The 22,795-nt window shown below is 33.3% G+C and carries 21 protein-coding genes and 1 other RNA gene; 1 reads left to right on the forward strand and 21 read right to left on the reverse strand.

The genetic code is table 11. From position 1 onward, the window contains the following. Positions 1-8 precede the first annotated feature (8 nt). From B2Y85_RS04205 to def, 16 genes are all read right to left on the reverse strand, one after another. Entirely contained in the window at positions 9-1,076 is a 1,068-nt protein-coding gene (locus B2Y85_RS04205) for a type IV pilus twitching motility protein PilT (RefSeq protein ID WP_372519220.1), read from the reverse strand. After that, on the reverse strand, positions 1,069-1,566 hold the full coding sequence (gene coaD, locus B2Y85_RS04210; protein WP_372519221.1) for a pantetheine-phosphate adenylyltransferase: 498 nt from the start codon (positions 1,564-1,566) through the stop codon (positions 1,069-1,071). Before coaD ends, B2Y85_RS04205 begins: the two co-directional genes overlap by 8 nt. A 40-nt stretch (positions 1,567-1,606) precedes the next feature. Then, on the reverse strand, positions 1,607-2,161 hold the full coding sequence (gene lptE / locus B2Y85_RS04215) for an LPS assembly lipoprotein LptE (RefSeq protein ID WP_372519222.1): 555 nt from the start codon (positions 2,159-2,161) through the stop codon (positions 1,607-1,609). A gap of 150 nt (positions 2,162-2,311) precedes the next feature. After that, on the reverse strand, positions 2,312-4,750 hold the full coding sequence (gene leuS / locus B2Y85_RS04220) for a leucine--tRNA ligase (protein WP_372519223.1): 2,439 nt from the start codon (positions 4,748-4,750) through the stop codon (positions 2,312-2,314). 23 nt (positions 4,751-4,773) lie between these two features. Then, on the reverse strand, positions 4,774-5,496 hold the full coding sequence (locus tag B2Y85_RS04225) for a TlyA family RNA methyltransferase (RefSeq protein ID WP_372519224.1): 723 nt from the start codon (positions 5,494-5,496) through the stop codon (positions 4,774-4,776). A 135-nt stretch (positions 5,497-5,631) separates the two neighbouring features. Beyond that, complete coding sequence (dxs, locus tag B2Y85_RS04230) at positions 5,632-7,488, reverse strand: 1-deoxy-D-xylulose-5-phosphate synthase (RefSeq protein WP_372519225.1); 1,857 nt, start codon at positions 7,486-7,488, stop codon at positions 5,632-5,634. Between the two features lie 11 nt (positions 7,489-7,499). After that, a complete protein-coding gene (locus tag B2Y85_RS04235) occupies positions 7,500-8,402 on the reverse strand; it encodes a polyprenyl synthetase family protein (RefSeq protein ID WP_372519226.1) in 903 nt (300 codons plus the stop codon). Next, positions 8,389-8,634: an exodeoxyribonuclease VII small subunit gene (locus B2Y85_RS04240; RefSeq protein ID WP_372519227.1), complete on the reverse strand. Its 246-nt coding sequence runs from the start codon at positions 8,632-8,634 to the stop codon at positions 8,389-8,391. Before B2Y85_RS04240 ends, B2Y85_RS04235 begins: the two co-directional genes overlap by 14 nt. 8 nt (positions 8,635-8,642) lie before the next feature. Continuing rightward, positions 8,643-9,878 (reverse strand): exodeoxyribonuclease VII large subunit, encoded by a 1,236-nt coding sequence (xseA, locus tag B2Y85_RS04245; RefSeq protein ID WP_372519228.1) that lies wholly within the window; start codon positions 9,876-9,878, stop codon positions 8,643-8,645. Between the two features lie 166 nt (positions 9,879-10,044). Next, positions 10,045-11,598: a ribonuclease Y gene (gene rny, locus B2Y85_RS04250; RefSeq protein ID WP_372519229.1), complete on the reverse strand. Its 1,554-nt coding sequence runs from the start codon at positions 11,596-11,598 to the stop codon at positions 10,045-10,047. Between the two features lie 23 nt (positions 11,599-11,621). Next, positions 11,622-12,224: a 5-formyltetrahydrofolate cyclo-ligase gene (locus tag B2Y85_RS04255; RefSeq protein WP_372519230.1), complete on the reverse strand. Its 603-nt coding sequence runs from the start codon at positions 12,222-12,224 to the stop codon at positions 11,622-11,624. A gap of 64 nt (positions 12,225-12,288) precedes the next feature. Further along, a non-coding RNA gene (ssrS, locus tag B2Y85_RS07605) (6S RNA) lies at positions 12,289-12,448 on the reverse strand. 14 nt (positions 12,449-12,462) lie between these two features. Then, positions 12,463-12,753, reverse strand: a complete 291-nt coding sequence (locus B2Y85_RS04260; protein ID WP_372519231.1) for a hypothetical protein — start codon at positions 12,751-12,753, stop codon at positions 12,463-12,465. A gap of 8 nt (positions 12,754-12,761) precedes the next feature. After that, complete coding sequence (locus B2Y85_RS04265) at positions 12,762-13,004, reverse strand: hypothetical protein (protein WP_372519232.1); 243 nt, start codon at positions 13,002-13,004, stop codon at positions 12,762-12,764. A 73-nt stretch (positions 13,005-13,077) separates the two neighbouring features. Beyond that, positions 13,078-14,016 carry a methionyl-tRNA formyltransferase gene (gene fmt, locus B2Y85_RS04270; protein WP_372519233.1) on the reverse strand — a complete coding sequence of 313 codons (939 nt, stop codon included), beginning with the start codon at positions 14,014-14,016 and terminating at the stop codon, positions 13,078-13,080. Then, complete coding sequence (def, locus tag B2Y85_RS04275; protein WP_372519234.1) at positions 14,013-14,522, reverse strand: peptide deformylase; 510 nt, start codon at positions 14,520-14,522, stop codon at positions 14,013-14,015. The genes fmt and def overlap by 4 nt, the downstream gene beginning before the upstream one ends. Before the next feature lie 184 nt (positions 14,523-14,706). Between def and B2Y85_RS04280 the strand changes: the two genes are divergently transcribed. Then, the gene (locus tag B2Y85_RS04280) at positions 14,707-16,200 is read left to right on the forward strand and encodes an FAD-binding oxidoreductase (RefSeq protein WP_372519235.1); all 1,494 of its coding nucleotides are present in this window, start codon (positions 14,707-14,709) and stop codon (positions 16,198-16,200) included. 310 nt (positions 16,201-16,510) lie between these two features. Here B2Y85_RS04280 and argJ read toward each other — a convergent pair whose 3' ends face one another. From argJ to rho, 5 genes are all read right to left on the reverse strand, one after another. Continuing rightward, the gene (gene argJ, locus B2Y85_RS04285) at positions 16,511-17,704 is read right to left on the reverse strand and encodes a bifunctional glutamate N-acetyltransferase/amino-acid acetyltransferase ArgJ (RefSeq protein ID WP_372519236.1); all 1,194 of its coding nucleotides are present in this window, start codon (positions 17,702-17,704) and stop codon (positions 16,511-16,513) included. A 36-nt stretch (positions 17,705-17,740) separates the two neighbouring features. Next, positions 17,741-19,411 carry an AMP-binding protein gene (locus tag B2Y85_RS04290; protein WP_372519312.1) on the reverse strand — a complete coding sequence of 557 codons (1,671 nt, stop codon included), beginning with the start codon at positions 19,409-19,411 and terminating at the stop codon, positions 17,741-17,743. Between the two features lie 170 nt (positions 19,412-19,581). Next, positions 19,582-20,136 (reverse strand): helix-turn-helix domain-containing protein, encoded by a 555-nt coding sequence (locus B2Y85_RS04295; protein WP_372519237.1) that lies wholly within the window; start codon positions 20,134-20,136, stop codon positions 19,582-19,584. A 104-nt stretch (positions 20,137-20,240) separates the two neighbouring features. Continuing rightward, the gene (locus tag B2Y85_RS04300) at positions 20,241-21,374 is read right to left on the reverse strand and encodes an acyltransferase family protein (protein ID WP_372519238.1); all 1,134 of its coding nucleotides are present in this window, start codon (positions 21,372-21,374) and stop codon (positions 20,241-20,243) included. An 80-nt stretch (positions 21,375-21,454) separates the two neighbouring features. Beyond that, complete coding sequence (rho, locus tag B2Y85_RS04305; protein ID WP_372519239.1) at positions 21,455-22,726, reverse strand: transcription termination factor Rho; 1,272 nt, start codon at positions 22,724-22,726, stop codon at positions 21,455-21,457. Positions 22,727-22,795 lie beyond the last annotated feature (69 nt).

Raw genomic sequence — 22,795 nt, forward strand, 5'->3', positions numbered from 1 at the left:
CTAATGCATTAGCTTATCGTACTTTGTAACAATCTTATCAACTCTTCTTTTCTCGGCGAATATTCTATTGCCACCTGCGGAGAAATATTACCGTTAACAACATTATCGAATAAAGACTGATTCATTGTTTGCATTCCCGATTGTCTGCTTGTCTGTATAACGGAATATAATTGTTCCGTTTTCATTTCTCTTATAATATTTTTTATACTGTCGTTTACTATCATAATTTCACTTGCTAAAACCATTCCTCTTCCGGAAGCATGCGGCAACAACTGCTGCGACATAACAGCTTTTAATACAAGTGATAATTGCGATCTTATTTGTGATTGTTGATTACCGGGAAAAACATCTATCATTCTGTTTATGGAAGAACCTGCATCCATAGTATGAAGAGTTGCAAGAACCAAATGACCCGTTTCGGCAAGAGTAATGGCTGCCGCTATTGTTTCCAAATCTCTCATTTCTCCCACCAATATAATATCGGGATCTTGTCTTAAAACATATTTTAAAGCATTTGCAAAAGAATCCGTATCGGAACCGACTTCTCTTTGATTTACTATACAATTTTTATGCGAATGTAAATATTCTATAGGATCTTCTATAGTTATTATATGACTTCTTCTTCTCTCGTTAATGTAGTCTATCATAGATGCAAGAGTTGTCGTCTTTCCGGAACCGGTTGCACCCGTAACCAAAACCAATCCTTTTTGAATATTTACAATTTCATATATAACTTTCGATAAATGTAACTCTTCAAACGAATATGTTGCCTGAGGAATAAATCTCAATGCCGCAGATATGGAACCTCTTTGTCTGAAAACATTTATTCTTACTCTTCCTCTATGCTGTACGGGGAAAGAAGCATCCAATTCATTTTTTTCTTCAAATCTTTTTATCTGTTTTTCGTTTAAAACGGAATATATTAAATCCCTTGCCGCATCGGGAGAAAGTTTTTCATCGCCTAAAGGTCTTATTAATGTATCCAATCTCATCATCGGCGGAAGGCCGACTACAAGATGTAAATCAGAAGCTTTACTATCTGCAATTTTTAGAAGTAAATTCATTAAATTATACATTTAGTTTCCTCTTATCTTTTATTTTTTTGTATACATTATTCGGAACAAAATTTTTAAAATTACCGCCCAAAGAAGCAATTTCTCTAACCATACTTGAAGACAAGAATGTATATTCCTGTTCCGGCATTAAAAAAATTGTTTCCACATCTTTTTTTAATTTTCTGTTCATAAGAGCCATTTGAAATTCATATTCAAAATCGGATAAAGCTCTTAAACCTCTAACTATACAAAAACTATCTATTTTATCGAGATAATCGACTAATAAGCCGGAAAAAGACGAGACTTCTACGTTTTTTATTTCAGACACGGACTCTTCCATCATAGAAAGTCTTTCTTCCAAGGTAAACATATGTTTTTTATTGTAATTGTGCGTAATGGCAACCACTACTTTCGGGAAAATTTTAGCTGCTCTACTAATGATATCCAAATGGCCCTTAGTAGGCGGATCAAAACTTCCCGGATAAACAGCTATTATTTCTTTAGTTTTCATACAATATATTTTATATTATTACAATGTTTTTAGCAATTTTTTAATCTTGAACTTTTCTTTCCGATATTCCGCCCGTACTTCCGAAACCTTTTATTGTTCTTTTAACAATATCTCTTGCAAGTTTTTCCCAAATATATTCTCTTGCTTCTTCTTCGGTCATCCCGCCGAAACCACCTTTCACACTGTCCGCATATATTTGTATTCCTTCCATATTCGGTTCTGCCCACAATGTAACATTCTCGTGCTTATCAATAAAAAAAACATTTATCAACACCCATAATTTATACTGTTCGGTAACCATGTTTTCATCATATGTCAAAGGTTGCAACACATATCTTTTTATTTCACAAACAACAACACCGTCAGCTTCTTCTTCCGTCGTTACGACTGATAATCTTCCGTCTCTCATAAATTCGTCTATTATCGCTTTTGTAAATTTATCTTCCAATCCGTACTGATTTGTGTTATTTACAACAGGTCTTACATAAACATTTTTTACATAAGAAGGTAATAACTGCGGAGCCGGATCATAAGGTGATGCACAAGCAACAAGAACCACTACTGTAAAAAGCAGCAAAAGAAATAATTTTTTCATACGAATCTCCATTTAGCTTAGTCGAAAATGCTTTGCATTTTCTTAGCTTAAAGCTTATAGTTTTCGGTGTCCTACGGACGATATTTTATTGTTTTAAACTTGTAAGCTTTCAGCTATAACCTGTAAGCTATAAAAATCGCTTTGCGATTTTTATTTCACAACTACATTTATAATTTTATTTTTTACATATATAAACTTTATAATATTTTTGCCTTCAAAAATCAACTTCAATTTTTCATCGTTCAACACAATATTTTTTACTGTTTGTTCATCTGCCGTAACATCAATACTTACTTTTCCTTTTAATTTACCGTTTACCTGAACAGGTATTTCTATTGTATCCTGTTTAATATATTTTTCGTCGTATTTAGGCCATTGTGCGACAGATACACAATCATTGTGTCCCAAAAGGCTCCAAATTTCTTCACATAAATGCGGTGTAAACGGTGAAAGCAACAACACTATCGTTTCATAAACCTGCTTTGATAATCCGTCGTCATTTGAGTGATGTTTATATGTGTACATTGCATTTACAAGTTCCATTACCGCGGATATTGCCGTGTTAAATTGATGTTTTACGGATATATCTTCACTTACTTTTTTTATACAAACATGCATAGCTCTTAACAAATCCTGTTTAGCCTTATCGGTTGCAGGAACTGAAGATTTTGTGTTTACAAGCTCTTGTAATCTCCAAACTCTGTTAATAAATCTCCAACAACCTTCAACTCCGTCACTGGACCAATCAAGCTGTTTTTCCGGAGGTGCCGCAAAAAGTATAAAAAGTCTTGCTGTATCTGCTCCGTATTTTGAAACAATTTCATCCGGACTTACAATATTTCCTTTTGATTTGGACATTGCACTTCCGCCCAACGTAACCATACCTTGCGTTAAAAGATTCATAAACGGTTCATCACTTTTTATAAGTCCCATATCTCTTAAAACTTTGTGCCAGAATCTCGAATATATCAAATGCATACAAGCATGTTCTATACCGCCGACATATTGATCTACAGGCATCCAATAATTTGCTTCTTCTTTATCAAAACATGCTTTATCGTTATGAGCATCGGTATATCTTATAAAATACCAAGACGAATCTACGAATGTGTCCATGGTATCGGTTTCTCTTTTTGCAGGTCCGCCGCATTTAGGACAAGTTGTATTTACAAATTTTTCATCCGATTGTAACGGTGATTTTCCGTCGTTTGTAAATTTAACATCGGTAGGAAGAATAACAGGTAAATCTTTTTCATCCACGGGAACTATGCCGCATTTATCGCAATGAACCATAGGTATAGGTGTTCCCCAACATCTCTGTCTTGATATTAACCATTCTCTTAATTTATAGTTGGTTGTTCTTTTTCCCCAACCTTGTTCTTCCACCCATAAAGGCATTTTTACTCTTGCATCTTGTGAAGAAATTCCGTTAAATTGTCCGGAATTTACCATTGTACCTTCACCTTCATAAGCGGATTTTGTTATATCTTCATCTTTACTTGTTATCACGGGAATTATCTCTACACCGTACTTTTTTGCAAATTCCCAATCTCTTTGATCGTGTGCGGGAACAGCCATAATTGCTCCGGTTCCGTAACCCATTAAAACATAGTCTGCAACAAACAAAGGTACATTTTTGCCCGTTGCCGGATTAATTATAGAAACACCGTCGAGTTTTACACCTGTTTTTTCTTTTGATGACGATCTTTCGATATTTGATTTTAATGAACTTGCATTAATATATTTTTCCACTTCGTCCCAATTCTTAATTTGAGATTTAAATTCTTTTAACATCGGATGTTCCGGTGAAACGACCATAAATGTTACACCGAAAATTGTGTCCGGTCTTGTTGTGAAAATTTCCAATTTTTTATCGGAACCTGCAATATCAAACTTCATTTGTGCACCGTGAGATTTTCCTATCCAGTTTTTCTGCATGGATAATACCTGTTCCGGCCACCCCGACAACAATTTATGTCCTTCCAGCAATTCATCCGCATATTGAGTAATTTTTATAAACCATTGTTCCAACTCTTTTTGTTCTACATTGCTGTGACATCTCCAGCACTGACCTTCACTTACCTGCTCGTTTGCCAAAACCGTTTTACAAGACGGGCACCAATTAACATTGGATTTTTTTCTGAACACAAGACCTTTCTTGTACATTTCCAAAAATATCCATTGGTTCCACTTATAATATTCAACATCACATGTTGCAAGTTCTCTGTCCCAATCGTAGGATATACCGAGCATTTTTAACTGTTCTCTCATTCTTGCAATATTTTGTTTTGTCCATTTTTCAGGCGCGATATTATGTTTTATTGCGGCATTTTCCGCAGGAAGTCCGAAAGCATCCCAACCCATAGGGTGAATAACATTTTTACCTGTCATTCTGTTATATCTTGCAAAAACATCACCGATACTGTAATTTCTTACATGTCCCATATGTAAATTTCCGGAAGGATACGGTAACATTACCAAAATATAATATTTTTCTTTCGACAAATCTTTTTGAGCTTTAAAAACTTTTTTATCTGCCCAAACTTTTTGCCATTTCTTTTCAACTTCACTAACATTGTACTCTTGCATTTGTTTTATCCTCTATATATTTGTTATTTTTTTAATAACACAAAATGTTCCAAATTGCCTTTAGGACCTTTTACACCGGAATCCTGTTCCTTCAAAATTTCAAGTTTCAAACTTTCGGCACATCTTTTTATTCTATCTATTGCCTTTTGTCTTAAATTTTCATCACGAACAACACCTTTTTTTACTTCACCCGGTTCAAGTTCAAATTGCGGTTTTATCATAGCAACAATAAGCCCGTCTTTTTTTATTATTTCACTTGCCAAAGGCAATATTTTGTCCAACGAAATAAAAGAAACATCTATCGTTATTATATCAATATCGTCTTTTAATAAACTTTTATCAAAATATCTGAAATTAACATTTTCAATATTAACTACTCTCGAATCGTTTCTCAACTTGTAATGAAGCTGAGCCGTTCCCACATCTACGGCATAAACTTTTTTTGCACCATGCTGCAACATACAATCGGTAAAACCGCCTGTAGATGCACCTATATCAATACAAATTTTATCGGTAAAATCTATTTCAAATAATTTTAAAACAGATTCCAACTTAAGCCCGCCTCTGGACACATAAGGATTTTGTTTTTCTATTTCTATTAAATCTTCATCGCTGACTTGTGTTCCCGCTTTTGTTACTTTTTGTCCGTTAACCGAAACGGTTCCTGCCATAACAAGAGCCTGCGCCTTTGAACGGGTTTCCGCTAAACCTTTTTCAAAAATCAAAACATCCAATCTTTTTTTCACTATAAAAAACACTCCGTGTTTTTTGAGGTATGGATGCATGGAAGTATGGATGTATGGAAACGACTAACTGCGAGATCCCGCATCAAGTGCGGGATGACAAAATATCTTTTTCTATACCTCTATTCTTCTATACCTCTATACTTCCTTAATTAATTTTAAAATTTGTTCTTCTATATTCTCTACGGAAAAACCATATTTTTCTCTTATTAAACTTTGTTTTCCGTGTTCTATAAATTTATCCGGTAAACCTATGGAATAAATTTTTGCACCGGTTCCGGACAACACGGATTTTACAGTTTCTCCCATACCGCCTATCAAAGAACCTTCTTCGACGGTTATAATTTTATTCGTATATTTTAAAACATCTTTTATTGCCTGTTCGTCAAACGGCTTTAAAAATCTCATATTCAATACGGATACAGAGACACCTTTACTTTCAAGATCTTTTGCAGCATCCAAACAAACCTGTAAAACGTTACCCAAACAAACTATACAAGCATCCTTACCTTCTTTTTCCAATTTTGCTTTACCTACTTCCAACACATCAAAATCTCTTTGGAAAGAAGCGATTCTTGTTCCGCTGCCTCTCGGGTATCTTATTACAGACGGATTTTTTAATGTTAATGCCGTATTTAACATATCCTGCAACTCGGTTTCGTTTGCCGGAGCCATAACGGTTAAATTCGGTATATATTTTAAGTAAGATAAATCGAATGCTCCGTGATGTGTTGCTCCGTCTTCCCCTACAATCCCCGCTCTATCAAGCATCATAACAACCGGAAGATTTTGCAATGCAACATCGTGAATAATATTATCCAGTGCTCTTTGCATAAATGTGGAATATATTGCAACAACGGGTTTTAAACCGCCCGCGGCAAGTGCCGCCGCAAAAGTTACTGCATGAGCTTCGTCTATTCCCACATCAAAAAATCTGTCGGGATATTTTTTTGAAAAATCTTTTAATCCCGTTCCGTCTGGCATAGCTGCGGTTATTGCAACAATTTTTTCATCTTTTTGTGCAAGTTTAACTATAGCTTTTGAAAAAACTTCGGTATATGTAACTTTTTTTAAAGAAAGAGTTTTCCCCGTTTCAATATCGAAAGGTCCTATACCGTGAAACTTTGTAGGATCCTGTTCCGCGGGTTTATATCCTTTACCTTTTTTTGTTACTATATGCAAAAGAACCGGACCTTTAAATTCTTTAACCTTCGTTAATATTTCAATTAATTGATTTATGTTGTGCCCGTCTATAGGACCTACATAAGTAAATCCCATTTCTTCAAACATTAGTCCCGGAAAGAGAATTGTTTTAAATCTTTTAACCAACTTTTTTATGGAATTAAAACTTAAAAATTTTAATTTCGAAACTATTTTTAAAACACTCTCTTCAATTTTTTTGACACCCGCAGCGGTTAAAATATTTGCAAAATATCCCGCCAAAACTCCAACTTTTTGAGAAATAAACATTTGGTTATCATTCAAGATAACAAGCATATCTTTTCCGAGTGTTCCCGCATTTTGTAATCCTTCAAAAGCAAGACCGCCCGTCATGGAACCGTCACCGATTATAGATACAACTTTATAATTTTCTTTTTGTATATCTCTTGCAACGGCAAAACCCAAACCCGCGGAAATTGAAGTCGAAGCATGACCTGCTCCGAAAGAATCATACTTTGATTCAGAAATTTTGGGAAAACCGCTTATACCTTGATACTGCCTTAATGTGTTAAATTTTTCTTTTCTGTCGGTAAGAATTTTGTGTGCATAAGCCTGATGACCGACATCCCAAATAAATTTATCTTTTTCAACATCGAAAACATAATGCAGAGCTATTGTCAATTCAACAACACCTAAACTTGATGCAAGATGTCCTCCTGTTTTTGATACGGTTTCTATTATTTCCTGTCTTACTTCTTGTGCAAGGTCAGGCAACAAATCTTTTTTTACTATTTTTATTGCATTAGGCGATGATATGTTATCCATTATAGACATTTATTCGTACCTTAAAATTTTCTGTTTATCATATAATCTGCCAAACTTTCAAAAACTTCTTTATTAACTTTGAACTTTGAAATTGATTTTTTTGCTTCATCAATCAATTTTATTGCGTTTTGTTCGGACTGTTCTTTACCGTAAAGTCTTAAATAGGTCAATTTATCGTTATCGGCATCACTACCGTTTTTCCCTAACAATTTTTTATCCGCATAAACATCTAAAATATCATCCGCTATTTGAAAAGCTATACCTATATTGTGTCCGTATTTTTCAAGAGCTTTTAAATCTTTATCTTTTGCTCCCGCAAGCATTGCGCCCATCAACAAACTCGCTTTTATCAAATCCGATGTTTTGTGTATATGGATATATTCCAATTTCTTTTTACAAAAGGAAACATTTTGTTTATTCCATTTTCCGGCTTCTATAGTATCTTCCGCTTGACCGCCGATCATTCCCTGATATCCGGAATAATCTGAAAACATTTTTATTGCCTTTACTATTCTGTCTGCGGGGACATTTGATTTAGCTATTAAATTAAACGATTCCGTAAGTAAAGCATCACCTGCAAGTATTGCCGCGGCTTCACCGAACTTTTTATGACTCGTAGGTTTTCCTCTTCTTAAATCATCATTGTCCATTGCAGGCAAATCATCGTGAATTAAAGAATATGTATGCAAAAATTCAACCGCACAAATCGCAGGTTCTATTTTTTTTATATCAAGTTTAAAACTTTCCGCACCGAGCATTACAAATACAGGTCTTAATCTTTTACCGCCGGCAAGAACCGAATATCTCATTGCCTGAGATATTATCGAATTATCTTTTGGCAAATATTTTTTCAACAATTTGTCTACTAATTTACCTTTTTCTTTTAAATATTTTTTTAAATCGAGCACTTTATTTTTCTTCATTGTTTCCTTCTTTTTTAACAAAATTTTCTTTTTCGAGTTTACCGTTTTTTTCAACAAGAATTTCTATTTTTTTCTTTGTTTCATCAAGTTTTGAAGAACATTGATTTACCAAAGAAATTCCTTCTTCGAACAATTTCATCGCTTTATCTATATCAAGTTGAGAATTTTCCATTTCGTCTACAATAGTTTCCAACCTTTTCAAAGAAGCTTCAAAACTTGTATTCTTTTTCATTTTTCCTCTTACAAAACCTTTGTTTTTATACTGCCGTCGGACAAATTAATATTTAAAATATCGTCTTTAACAACTTGGTCCGTTTTTTTTACAACTTCCCCGTTTTTAAAACAAACGGAATATCCTCTGCTCAATGTTTTTAACGGTGACAACAAATCCAATTTTTGTGTATTTAATTTTAAAATTTGTTGCTTATTTAAAATTAAATTATTTATATTAAAAATTAATTTTTCGTTTAACTCATCAATATACTGAATTTTTTCTTCGTATATTTCGTAAGGTTTCGATAATGCTCTGCAATTTTTAAAGAATTTAACTTTTTCATCATACAATTCGACGATATTTGTTATATTATTAACAATTCTTTTTTTTATCATCGAAAGTTTTTCTTCCAAATCCGTTCTGTTTTTGGCTACAATTTCCGCCGCTACCGAAGGAGTAGGCGCTCTTAAATCGGCTACAAAATCCGCTATCGTAAAATCAACTTCATGCCCTACGCAAGAAATTATCGGAATATCGCTATTGTATATAGCTCTTGCGACAATTTCTTCGTTAAAAGCCCACAAATCTTCCAAAGAGCCGCCGCCTCTGCCTACAAGCAAAACATCAAGTTCTTTATGATTCTCGTTCAAATACCGTATTGCATTTGATATTTCAAACTTCGCTTCTTCTCCCTGAACTCTTACGGGATATATTAAAATTTCAACATTGGAAAATCTTCTATCCAAAACAGATAATATATCGTGCAAAGCAGCACCGTCTTTTGATGTTACTACTCCTATTTTATTCACTAAGTAAGGTATTTCTTTTTTATGAGAACTGTCAAATAATCCTTCTTGTGCCAACTTCTTTTTTAATTTTTCAAATGCTTCCCGTAAAGAACCTATTCCTTTTTCTTCAACATGATAAACTTGTATTTGGTATGTTCCCCTGTTTATGTAAGAGGTTATCTTACCATACACCAAAACCTGCATACCGTCTTTCAATTCTATTTTCAAATTTTTGTTATGAAAAGAAAACATAACAGCGGAAATTTGAGAATTTTCATCTTTAAGACTAAAATACATATGTCCCGAAGAATATTGTTTAAATCCGGATATTTCACCGCAAATCCAAACAGAACGATAGGAATCCTCAAGAATAGTTTTTATTTCACTATTTATTTGAGTAACGGAATAAATCAATCTTCCGTCATCGCCTTTTTCATCTTCGGCATTGTTTTGAAAATCAAATAAATCAACCATTAAAAAATCCTGCGGATTTTTTTGAAGATTGGATGAATGGAAGTATGAATGTATGGAAACGAGTAACTACGAGATCCCGCATCAAGTGCGGGATGACAAAATGTCTTTTTCTATACTTCTATACTTCTATCCCTCTATACCTCAAATTTTTGCCAAACAAAAATTCTTATTTTGCTATATCTTGTGCTCTTACTTCTCTTATAACCGTAACTTTTATTTGTCCCGGATATTCCAATTCGTTTTCAATTTTCTTTGCTATATCATGTGCCAATATTTGTGATTGAGTATCGTCTATATTTTCAGGTTCAACCAATATTCTGACTTCTCTTCCGGCTTGAATTGCATAAGCGCTTGATACACCTTTAAACTCTTTTGCAACAGCTTCAAGTTTTTCAAGTCTCTTAAGATAATTTTCTATTGTTTCTCTTCTTGCACCCGGTCTTGCCGCAGAAATAGCATCAGCCGCTATAATAACAAAAGCTTCCGGACTTTGCGGTTCCGCAAAACCTTCATGATGAGCAAGTATAGCATTTACCATTTTAGGTGATTCACCGTATTTCTTTGCAAGTTCGGCGGAAATTTGATGATGAGTTCCTTCTACCTCATGATCAACGGCTTTACCTATATCGTGCATAAGTCCCGCTTTTTTACAGAATGTTACATCAAGTCCGAGTTCACCTGCTATTGCGCCTGCAAGCCAAGTAACTTCAAGCGTATGCTGCAACTGATTTTGTCCGTAAGAAGTTCTGAATTTAAGTCTTCCGAGTAATTTTATAATTTCAGGATGTAACCCTGGAACACCGGAATCTATTGCGGCTTGTTCACCGGTTTCTTTTATCATTTCTTCAACTTCTTTCTGCATTTTCTGAACAACTTCTTCTATTCTTGCCGGATGAATTCTTCCGTCGGCAATAAGTTTTTCCAATGCTTTTTTGGCAACAAACCTTCTTACGCCGTCAAAAGCCGAAATCGTAATTGCTTCGGGAGTATCGTCTATAATTAAATCCACACCGGTTGCCTGTTCGAAAGCCTTGATATTTCTGCCTTCTCTACCGATAATTCTTCCCTTTATTTCATCGTTGGGAATTTGAACGGTGGAAGTTGTCGTATCAACAGTGTGATCGGCAGCAACTTTTTGAATGGCAATGGAAAGAATTTCCTTTGCTTTTTTGTTGGCGTTCTCTCTTGTTTCCTGTTCTATTCTTTGTCCTAAAATCGCAGCATCTCTTTTTGCTTCATCAACCATTTCTTTTACCAATCTTTCTTTTGCTTCTTCTCTTGTTAAACCGGAAAGTTTTTCCAAAATGGTTTTTTGTTCATTCTTTATTTGTTCCACTTCGGCAATTTTTTGTTCTATATTTTTTTCTTTATTTTCGACATTTTTTTCTTTTTGTTGCAAGTCTCTTTCTTTTTTATCAAGAGAATCCATTTTTCTGTCAAGATTATCTTCTCTCTGATTTAATCTTTTTTCCGTGTTTTGAATTTCAACTTTTTTCTCTCTTATTTCCTTTTCCGCTTCTTTCCTTTCTTTTTCGGCATTATCTCTTGCTTCCATTATAATTTCTTTAGCTTTTGCATCACCTTTTATCTTAGCTTCATTAATTATATTATCCGCTCTTTGTTCTACCGAATTTGCATCAAATTTTGCAAACACATACCTTAAAATAAAACCTACTATAAAACCTATTGCAATACAACCTGATATAAGAATTATATCCATACCCTAAGCTCCTGTATATATATTTATTTTTTATAAGTTTTAGAAACGTCTATTACTCTTTTTTCCGTTAAAATTCTGCCTACTGGCAAATCGTATTTCCCGTTAGGTATCTTGTCCGTTAATTGTATTTCAAAAGCAAGCCCTATTCTTTTTGAAATATCGGTTCCTTCAAGCCACCTGTCGTAATAGCCTTTACCGTAACCGACCCTGTAACCGTTAGTATCGAAAACTATTCCCGGAACAAAAATCAAATCAATATCTTCTTTAGCCACAACTTCATCTTCATTAAATTCCGGTTGCCTGATTCCGTAAACTTTATCAAAACAATCTTCAAGTTTATTGATTCTAACAGCTGTCATCATACCGTCTCCCGGATTTTGAATCACGGGAACAGCAACATCCTTACCGTCCAACAAAAATTCGTTTATCATCATATCGGTAACAACTTCCGAACCGTAAGATAAATAAAACATTACCATTTGAGAATCCTGATACTCTTTTAACTTCTTTATCCTAGACAAAATTATATTACTGTAAGCAAACCTTAAAGTCGGTTCTAATCTGTCTCTGATTTTCAGATAATCGTATCTTATCTTACTCTTTTCCGAATTCTGTAATTCATTCATTATTTTTTACCTCACAACTTTTATACAAAAAAGCATATAATTTATATATGTCTTGTAAAAAAGAAAAACCCCCGCACTTGCCGTGTCCGTTAGGTATTTAAAGCCCTTTTTTATAAGTGAGAAACATGGTTTATGCTGATTTGCATAACTCGCATGTATTTTCTCCTAAAGAACTTCATCGGAATAAATACTCTAACTAAAAATCACCAACAATGCAGGGTATATATTTCTATATATTTTAAATCGGAGAATCTATTGATTCAACCAATTTTATTAACTCTTTCATTCTTTTAGTATTTGTATCTAAAAATACTTCTTGATTACCCTTGATTGTTTGTAATTCCAACACAATCTTAAAAATTGCATAAGCTCTTAATATGGATGTATCCATAATATCACTATGCTCTTTTTGTACCTGCCCATATATTTTATTTGCCAACTCAACAGCACAATTCGCATCGAATTCTGTTATTTCGTTGTCAATAATATTAACGGGAATTCCCATTATTTTTCTGTTTATATTTACCATCTTTATCCTTATATATTATCTATCTTTGCCAATACTTTTTTTATTTTGCTGATTATTCTTTCTTTTTTATCCTGAAATTTCAATAACTTAACATTCGTTTCTTTTAAATTTTTAATTTCTTTTGTAAGAAACTTATTTTCAACTTCCAACTTAGCATACCTGTCTTTCAAATCATTATATTCTTTTCTTGTCTTAATTAACTTTTTACATAAAGAGTCGTACAAAGCTTCGTCAATTTCAAATTTTTCCATAATTTATAATATAAAAAGTTGCTGATATTGTCAAGCAAAAAAACATTTAATTTATCAATAAATTATTGATTTTCTATAACAGCAAACTTCCAACTTTAATTTGAGCCCCGTTTACAAAATCAAAAGCAGACATTTGAGCCTTACTTTCCGGCTGAACTTTTGTTACAAACAAAGAATCTTTACCGCACTTTACAGTAAAACCCAAACCTTTCTTTATTTCAAGTATAGTCCCGGGCTGCTTGTTTGACAAGTCTTTTGCTATACTACACTCTAATATTTTCATTGTTTTACCGGACATTCTACCGTCTCCGATACTGCAAAATATTCTCGGCCACAAATAAAGCCCCCTATATAAATTGTAAATTTCGGTTGCAGACTTATTCCAATCTATTTTTCCGTTTTCTTTTGTAAACACGGAACAAAAAGAAGGTTCCCCTTCCTGTTTTTTAGCTAAACAGTTACCGCTGTCAAGTAAAGCTAAAGCATCATTCATTACTTTTACGCCCAAAATATTTAATTTATCGAACAAAGTTTCAGACGTATCTTTTAAATCTATATCCAATTCCTTCTGCAACAAAATATTTCCCGTATCTAAACCTTTTTCAATATAAAAAGCCGTAACTCCTGTTTTTGTGCAACCGTCTATTAAAGCTTGTTGAACCGGAGATGCTCCTCTATATTTGGGAAGTAATGAAAAATGTATATTGAAACATCCGTATTTAGGCGCCGTAAAAACTTTTTCGGGAATAATTTTTCCGAAAGACACAACTACACCGACATCGGCATTATAATCTTTTATTTGTTGTGCAATTTCATCATTAAACTTATCAACTTGTATATATGGAATATTTTTTTCTATGGCATATTCTTTTACCGCAGGCGGTTTTATTTTGTTTGATCTTCCGACAGGTTTATCGCACATGGTAACAACAGATACTATTTCATGTTTACTATCTATATTTTCCAAAAAATATTTAGAAATGTTTGCAGTTCCGAAAAATATTATTCTCACCAGTTCTTTCCTTTTTTTCTTCTTCTTATTTCTTTCTCGACGAGTTTTCTTTTCCAATCGGGAAGATAATCTATAAAAACTTTGCCGTTAAGATGATCTATTTCGTGTTGAAACGCTTTAGCTAAAAAACCTTCAACTTCAACTTCTTTTAAATTACCTTTTAAGTCAACATATTCTACCCGAACTTTATTCCATCTTTTTACTTTTTCATAGATTTTCGGAAAAGACAAACAACCTTCTTCCAATTCAACTTTATTTTCTCCCGATAAAACTTTCGGGTTTATTAAAACTATAGGGTTTCTTTTTCCTTCCGGGACAACATCTATAACACAAATTTGTAAAGAAACTCCGACCTGCGGACCGGCAAGGCCTACACCGGGAGCAGCATACATTGTTTCCAACATATCTTCAGCCAATTGTATAATATCGTCGGTAATTTCCGTTACAGGTGCTGTTTTTTTTCTTAATACGGGATCACCGTATTTCACTATTTTTAAAATTGCCATATATACCTCTAAAATAATTGCTAATGTTTATTATATTAAATTGGAGAGAAAACGGCAATGTATAGAGGTATAGAGAGAAAAAGATAATTTTTAAATTTCTCATTTTCAAGCACTAAAGCTATTCGTTTGAAAAATTTAAAAATATTAAAAAGAAGAAAAAACAAAAAAATGGTATAATACGGGCATGATTATTAAAACAGATAAAGATACTTTTAATCACTATTTAGAAGATGCTTCGGGAATGATAGGAGCAAATGCTGATAAACTTTTTATTCCGGAAACTAAAGAAGATGTTTCTTTGCTATTAAAAGAATGTTCCGATAAAAAAATTCCCGTAACGGTAGCTGCCGGATGTACCGGTGTAACAGGCGGATGTCTTGCTTACGGCGGAATAATTTTATCCACGGAAAAGTTTAATTTCATAGGACAAATTCAAGAAGTATCTAAAGATAAAGCATTAATAACCGTGGGTAGCGGTGCAATCGTAAATCAAATAAAAAGTTATGTTTTACAAAAAGGTTGGATGTATGCTCCCGATCCTACGGAAAAAAATGCAACTATCGGCGGAAATATTTCAACCGATGCTTCAGGCGGCAGAGGATTTAAGTACGGAACAACAAGAAAATATATAAATGCAATAGAAATAGTTTTTTGTGACGGTTCTTTTGCAAAAATCAAAAGAGGTGAAACTTTTGCCGACGATAACGGAACAGTTATATTAAAAACAAATTTAGGGGCAAAAACACTACAATTACCGAAATACAAATTACCTCATATTAAAAATGCCGCAGGATATTACAACTATAAAAATGCGGATTTAATTGATATATTTATCGGCCATGAAGGAACACTTGGTGTAATAATTTCGGCGGAACTTATTTTAATAAGACCGTTTGAAATGTTATTCGGCGGAATAATATTTTTTAATAAAAAAGAGACATCGTGGGATTTTGTAAAAGAAGTGAGAGAGCTTTCCGAAAAGAATAAAAAAACAGGTTCATTGGATATAAATGCAATGTCTGTAGAATATTTCGATAAAAATGCACTTAATTTAATAAAACCTTATTATCCCATTATTCCGAACAATGTAGATGCGGGAATTTTATTTGAACAAGATTGTACAAAAGAAACTTATGATACTTTAATGGAAAAGTGGATAAATATTATAGAAAAATACGGAATAAATACAGATGATGTTTGGTTTGCATCAAATGCTAAAGAACAGGAAGAATTCAGAATTTTCAGACATAAAATTCCGGAAGTTGTAAACGAAATCGTAAAGAAAAATAAAATTCCGAAAGTAGGAACGGATGTTGCCGTTCCTCACGATAAATTACACGAGATGATTTATTTTTGCGAACAAAAATTTACGGAAAATAAACTTTTTAATTTAACTTTCGGGCATATCGGCGAAAGTCATTTACATGCAAATATTATCGCTTCAACTAAAGAAGAATACGAAAAATGCAGAAAAATATATCTTGAAATTGCACAAAAAGCCGTAAGTCTCGGCGGAACCGTTACTGCCGAACACGGGATAGGCAAAGTAAAACACCCTTTTTTACTTGCAATGCTCGGTAAAGAAGGTATAGAAGAAATGAGAAGATTTAAGTTGTCTCTTGATCCGTCAAATGTTTTGGGAAGAGACAATATGTTTAAAACGACAATTAGTAATTAACAGCTAACAGCAACAGAGAGATCCCGCATCAAGTGCGGGATGACGAAACGACGAAACGACAATTTATAATTTATAATTAACGACTAACTACGAGATCCCGCATCAAGTGCGGGATGACAAACTAACAACAATGAAAAAAGCGAGAATATTTCTGTTCTCGCTTTTTATTTTTATTAAAACCATAAAAATCTATGGGCAGGAAAAAGCAGAAAATATTTTGTGCGAAATGAAGAAACGCAAGGACGATGTGTATGTATTATAATACTCAAGACCTTGCGTTTCAAAATTGCAGCCGAAATATTTCTGTTTTTTAACTTCTGTAGGAACCGTTAATTTTCACATAATCGTAAGAGAAATCGCACGTATAATATCTTGCCCACTGCTTACCGCCGGATTTCACATCTATGGTAATTATACATTCTTTTTGTTGCAATATTTTTTTTGCTTTTTTTTCATCAAACTTTACCGCCATACCGTCTTTAGCGGTTAGAACATCACCTATATAAATATCAACTTTGTCGGGATTTACTTTTACCCCAGCTCTGCCGAGAGCGGCAAGGATTCTTCCCCAATTTGCATCCGAACCGAACAACGCTGTTTTTACCAACGGAGATGTTGCAACGGTTGCGGCAATTTTTTCGGCATCCTCGTGTTTCTTGGTATTTTTAACAAAAATTTCTATCATTCTTGTTGCACCTTCACCGTCACTTGCCATCATTTTTGCCAACTTTAAAGTAACTTTGTTTAATGCTTGTTGAAATATTTCCAAATCTTTTGCATCAAGTTTTCCTGTATTACTTTGCCCGTTTGCCAAAACCAAAACGGTATCGTTTGTAGATGTATCACCGTCAACAGAAATACAGTTATAAGATTGTTTAACTGCAATTTCCGTAACTTTTTGTAATTGTTTTTGATATAACTGAGCATCTGTTAAAATAAAAGACAACATCGTTGCATGAAGTCCCTGTAAGTTGGGATGAATCATTCCCGAACCTTTTGTACATGCCCAAATTTTTATTTCACCTGTTGAAACTTTAATTTTTTTGGAAATATATTTAGGGTAAGTATCTGTTGTCATAATTGACGATACTGCTGCAAGTTCATCTTTTTTCTTAATATTTTCTACAAGTTGAGGAACTGCTTTTACCATCTTATCTACCGGTAAAAAATCACCTATAACACCGGTTGATGCTACCAAGATATCCGTATCGGATATCTTTAGATGTTTTGCTACTTCTTTACAAACTATTAAAGCATCTCTTTTACCTTGTTTACCGGTACAAGCATTTGCACAGCCGGAATTTGCAACGATTGCCTGAAACAATCTGTATTTTTTTATTCTGTCTATATCTATTAAAACAGGTGCAGCTTTAACCAAACTGCCCGTAAACATTCCCGCAACAGTGCAAGGACTGTCGGAATAAAACAATGCAAAATCATTTTTACTTTTGCTTTTTGCTATACCGCTGTGTAAACCGCCGCAATAAAAACCTTTAGGTAACATTTATGTCTCCTCAAATTTTATAAGAAATATAACGAATTATTTTGCTGCATGCTTTGCTTTATCTGCTTCTCTGATTGCAACTTTTCTTATTTTACCGCTGATTGTTTTAGGTAACTCATCAACAAATTCAACTACTCTCGGATACTTGTAAGGAGCGGTAACATTTTTAACATGGTTTTGTAATTCAACAACCAAAGAGTCGCTTGCATGATAACCTTTAGCCAAAACTATAGTTGCTTTAACAACTTGACCTCTGACAGGATCAGGAACTGCGGTAATTGCACATTCCAAAACCGCAGGATGTTCCATTAAAGCACTTTCAACTTCAAAAGGCCCGATTCTATATCCGGAACTTTTTATAACATCATCGGCTCTTCCTACAAACCAGAAATAGCCGTCTTCATCTTTATAAACGACATCGCCCGTAAAATACATATTGTCGTGCCATACTTCTTTTGTTTTGTCGGGACTCTTATAATATCCGCAGAAAAGTCCCGTAGGTTTTTTGCCGTCCGGCATTCTAACTATAAGATTACCTTCTTTACCGTCTTCACAGGGGTTTCCGTCATCATCAACAATATCTATGTTGAATGTAGGTGACGGTTTTCCCATTGAACCCGGTTTCGGTTTTATCCAAACAAAGTTTCCTACCAAAATAGGGCCTTCGCTTTGTCCGAATCCTTCCATAATTTTGTGACCCGTAAGTTTTTCCCATTTATTGAAAACTTCAGGGTTTAAAGCTTCACCGGCTACACAACAATATTTCAATTTTGAAAAATCATATTTTGATAAATCTTCTTTAATTAAAAATCTGTAAACGGTTGCAGGACCGCAAAAAGATGTAATGTTATGTTTGGATATAATATCCAAAACATCGGTAGGATGGAACTTGTCGAAATCGTAAACAAATACCGCACACCCTGAAATCCATTGACCGTAAATTTTACCCCACGCGGCTTTTGCCCAACCGGTATCCGCAAGTGTTAAATGGCAACCGTTTTCTTCAACATTTTGCCAAAATTTTGCTGTTAAAATGTGGCCTAACGGGTAAGTAAAATCGTGTAATGCCATTTTAGGTAAACTTGTTGTTCCCGACGTAAAATATATCAACATTTTGTCATCGTTATGTGTTGCTTCAGCACCTGTAGGTCTTTCAAAGACATCGGACTGTTTTGCAACTTCATCGGTAAAACTGTACCAACCGTCTCTTTTACCTGCTACAACAACTTTATGTTTCAATGTAGGACAATCTTTTTGACAATTGTCTATTCTTTGCAACAAATCAGAAAAATCCACCGCTATTATCATTTTAACATCTGCTGCATTTACTCTGTAAGAAATATCTTTTTCTTTCAACAAGTGTGTTGCGGGAATTGCTACGGCACCAAGTTTATGTAATGCAACCAAACTTATCCAATATTCAAATCTTCTCTTCAAAATAAGCATAACAAAGTCGCCTTTTTTAATACCTAAAGATTTAAAAAAGTTTACGGCTTTGTTTGTTTCTTTTTTCATATCCGAAAAAGTAAATGTTCTGTTTTCGCCGTGCTCGTTGCACCATACCAAAGCCTTTTTATTCGGTTCTTCATCCGCCGTTGCATCAACCACATCAAATCCGAAATTAAAGTTTTCCGGAACATTTATTTTAAAATTTTCAAAAAAATCTTCATAAGATTTAAAATCTCGTCTTGCATATTTATCTAATATCATTTCCTTGCTCCTTAAAAAACACTTTGTGTTTTTTTGATGTATGGATGTATAGAAGTATGGATGTATGGAAACGAGTAACTACGAGATCCCGCATCAAGTGCGGGATGACAAAATATCTTTTTCTATCCTTCTATCCTTCTATACCTCAAAAAATTGCTCTGCAAATTTTAAAAAACTATTGCTATAAATTTTGTTGTTTTACCGCCGACTGCCGTCATATAATGTTTGCAATTCGAATCAAAATATAAACAGTCCCCTTCTTCCAAAACTACGGATTTTCCGTCCAAATATACTTTCAATGTCCCTTCCAATACATAATCAAATTCGTGTCCGTCGTGTGAATAAGGTTTCAATTCTTTTTCGTTTGTTCTGTCTTTTGCCGTTACCAAAAATATTTGAGCTTTTTTGTTGGTAAATCCGTAAGCTATATCTTGATAATCGTATTCTTTTCTTCTTTCTACAGCCACTCCTTTACCTTTTCTCACGACACTATATCTGTTTAAATGAGGTTCTTGTCCCGTAATAAGGGTTATGAACTCAACTTTAAATTTTTCTGCAATTTTTTTAATTATTCCTATAGGAATATCCGTTTGACCCGACTCGTATTGTTCATAAGTTTCAACATCAATATTAAGCGCTTTTGCTAAACTTTCCTGAGAAATGTTAGCAATATCTCTTAAATCTCTTATTCTCATTGCAATATCTTTTATATCGTCATTCATAAATACCCCCCAGTTAATAATAATTATATCTTCATAATATATAATATATAGAGATAAAAAGCAAAAAACGATATATTCTCATATCTTTTTTATTATTATGTTTCTTACTTTTTAATTATATTATGAAGAGTACTGTGTTTAATTAAAAAAATTTTTATTTTTTGAATAGCAAAATTAATCATTAGAGGAACAGTAACACCGATCAAGACGTAGAAAACATACCATAAATTGTTATTATTTACTCCGTTTAAAATTGCAAGTTGTTCAAATTTAATAACGCCAAAATATAATTGAAACAACATTACTACTTTAAAACTAAAAAGATGAAAAGCTATTATGGGAAGAGTATTTCTTCCGATATATACTAAAACATTTGTTAATACAGGACATTTATTATAAATTATTTTTGAAATATGTAAGACAAAATATATACCGCATAATGATGATAATATTAACGAAATCGGATTCGGAAAGATATTTTTATTCATTGATACCCAGCCACATTGGTACAATACTAATAATCCTATTAAAGAACCGATTGCCAGGTATTTTTTATCAAATTGAAATTTATCTTTAAAATTATGTGTTAAATTACCTAAATGATAAAATAAAATCAGTGTTAATGCAGGAGAAAATCTTGGGATATTATAGACTATATCATATCTCATAATACATCCTAAACAAAAACAAAGCAAAACAGCTAAATGAATTAAATTTTTATTATTTAATTTATTTGAAATATAAACAATAATTGAATAACCTGTTGCTACAAATATTAAAGCTATAAGGAACCAAAAAGCTCCGCAAAAAGGTTCTCTTCCCATTAAAAATATTATTTTACAAACAGTTAAACTAAATTCTGAAAAAGAAGTAATAGGATGGACAATCTTATTTCCATACATTACGGATGATGAATAAAATCCTATTTTAAAAAAAATGTTTGTTAAAATATAAAAAAGGATTTCATAAGTTAAATAATATTTATAAATCGGCCAAACTCGTTTTATTAAAAAATTTTTTAAGTCATTAAAGTTTTCAATTATTCTGTTTTTAAAAAAATAACCGCTTATAAATATAAACAAAGGCATAAAAAATAAACCGGCAAATTTTTGTATTGAAAAAGATATAAAATTATCGCAATGACCGCAAACAACCAAGATTATTGCAATAGCTTTTGCAATATCAATCCATAAAATTCGTTGATTTGTATGATTCGTTTCTATTTGTTCTTTTGTCATAGATAAACAATAAAAAAGCAAAGGAATCAAAGCCAAATACCATCTTTGATTCCTTTTATAATTTAAAACATTATTATAAACTACTCTTTACCCGAAAGTTCCATTTGTTTAAAGAAATCTTTGTTGGATTTAGATGCTTTCATTCTTTTAATAAGTTCTTCCATTACTTCTATAGGATTCATGTTACTGAAAAGACTTCTCATTATCCACATCTTATTTTTTTCATCTTCACTGAGTAACATTTCTTCTTTTCTTGTTCCTGACCTTAAAAGATCTATCGCAGGATATATTCTTCTGTCGGCAAGTTTTCTATCCAAATAAACTTCACAGTTACCGGTTCCTTTAAATTCTTCAAATATAACATCATCCATTCTGCTGCCTGTTTCAATTAATGCCGTTGCTATAATAGTTAAGCTTCCGCCCTCTTCAATATTTCTTGCGGCACCGAAAAATCTTTTCGGTCTTTGCAAAGCATTTGAATCAAGACCTCCGGAAAGGACTCTTCCGCTTGACGGTATAACAGCATTATAAGCTCTTGCAAGTCTTGTAATGGAATCAAGCAAAATAACGACATCTTTACCATGTTCCACCATTCTTTTGGCTTTTTCGAGTACCATTTCGGCAACTTGAATATGTCTGTCCGCAGGTTCATCAAAAGTTGAAGATATAACTTCCCCTTTTACGGATCTTTGCATATCGGTAACTTCTTCCGGTCTTTCATCTATAAGCAACACCATTAGAACTATCTCGGGATTGTTTGTTGTTATGGCATTTGCTATTTTTTGTAACAATACCGTTTTACCTGTTCTCGGAGGTGCATTTAACAAAACTCTTTGTCCTTTACCGATAGGTATAAACATATCTATTATTCTTGTAGATATTTCGTTCGTTTTTGTTTCCAAAACAAGTTTTTCGTTAGGATATAAAGGAGTTAAGTTATCAAACAACGGTCTTTCTCTTATGTTATCCAAATTCGTTTCACCATTAATTTGAGTAACTTTTAACAATGCAAAATATTTTTCGTGATTTTGAGGAGGTCTTACATATCCGCCGACGGTATCACCTTTTCTTAAAGCAAATTTTTTAATTTGAGGAGGAGCAATATAAATATCGTCCGGACCTGACAAATAATTATAATCGGTTGATCTCAAAAAGCCAAAACCGTCATGCTTTATTTCCAAAACACCTTCATCGTAAGCTTGTCCCTGCTCTTTCATTTGAGCTTCAAGAATTTTTGCAATAAGTTCCTGCTTTCTCAAACCGGTAATGGTTTCAAGTTTCATTTCTTTTGCGATTTTTGTAAGCTCTACCATCGTCTTTTTAGACAACACAGTCAAATCTTTATCAGACATTAAGTCCCCCTGACTACACTAATACTATTTTATTAATTTTGTTTGATTTTTTTGTTTTGGTTTGCATAA

The sequence above is a fragment of the Candidatus Ruminimicrobiellum ovillum genome, assembly GCF_002392975.1.
GTDB lineage: Bacteria > Elusimicrobiota > Endomicrobiia > Endomicrobiales > Endomicrobiaceae > Ruminimicrobiellum > Ruminimicrobiellum ovillum.

Bases quoted from the DNA above. Each gene is read 5' to 3' on its own strand.
- B2Y85_RS04205 (WP_372519220.1), bottom strand. From the start codon at position 1,076: ATGTATAATTTAATGAATTTACTTCTAAAAATTGCAGATAGTAAAGCT.
- coaD (WP_372519221.1), bottom strand. From the start codon at position 1,566: ATGAAAACTAAAGAAATAATAGCTGTTTATCCGGGAAGTTTTGATCCG.
- lptE (WP_372519222.1), bottom strand. From the start codon at position 2,161: ATGAAAAAATTATTTCTTTTGCTGCTTTTTACAGTAGTGGTTCTTGTT.
- leuS (WP_372519223.1), bottom strand. From the start codon at position 4,750: ATGCAAGAGTACAATGTTAGTGAAGTTGAAAAGAAATGGCAAAAAGTT.
- dxs (WP_372519225.1), bottom strand. From the start codon at position 7,488: ATGTCTATAATGGATAACATATCATCGCCTAATGCAATAAAAATAGTA.
- B2Y85_RS04235 (WP_372519226.1), bottom strand. From the start codon at position 8,402: ATGAAGAAAAATAAAGTGCTCGATTTAAAAAAATATTTAAAAGAAAAA.
- B2Y85_RS04240 (WP_372519227.1), bottom strand. From the start codon at position 8,634: ATGAAAAAGAATACAAGTTTTGAAGCTTCTTTGAAAAGGTTGGAAACT.
- xseA (WP_372519228.1), bottom strand. From the start codon at position 9,878: ATGGTTGATTTATTTGATTTTCAAAACAATGCCGAAGATGAAAAAGGC.
- rny (WP_372519229.1), bottom strand. From the start codon at position 11,598: ATGGATATAATTCTTATATCAGGTTGTATTGCAATAGGTTTTATAGTA.
- B2Y85_RS04255 (WP_372519230.1), bottom strand. From the start codon at position 12,224: ATGAATGAATTACAGAATTCGGAAAAGAGTAAGATAAGATACGATTAT.
- B2Y85_RS04260 (WP_372519231.1), bottom strand. From the start codon at position 12,753: ATGGTAAATATAAACAGAAAAATAATGGGAATTCCCGTTAATATTATT.
- B2Y85_RS04265 (WP_372519232.1), bottom strand. From the start codon at position 13,004: ATGGAAAAATTTGAAATTGACGAAGCTTTGTACGACTCTTTATGTAAA.
- def (WP_372519234.1), bottom strand. From the start codon at position 14,522: ATGGCAATTTTAAAAATAGTGAAATACGGTGATCCCGTATTAAGAAAA.
- B2Y85_RS04280 (WP_372519235.1), top strand. From the start codon at position 14,707: ATGATTATTAAAACAGATAAAGATACTTTTAATCACTATTTAGAAGAT.
- argJ (WP_372519236.1), bottom strand. From the start codon at position 17,704: ATGTTACCTAAAGGTTTTTATTGCGGCGGTTTACACAGCGGTATAGCA.
- B2Y85_RS04295 (WP_372519237.1), bottom strand. From the start codon at position 20,136: ATGAATGACGATATAAAAGATATTGCAATGAGAATAAGAGATTTAAGA.
- B2Y85_RS04300 (WP_372519238.1), bottom strand. From the start codon at position 21,374: ATGACAAAAGAACAAATAGAAACGAATCATACAAATCAACGAATTTTA.
- rho (WP_372519239.1), bottom strand. From the start codon at position 22,726: ATGTCTGATAAAGATTTGACTGTGTTGTCTAAAAAGACGATGGTAGAG.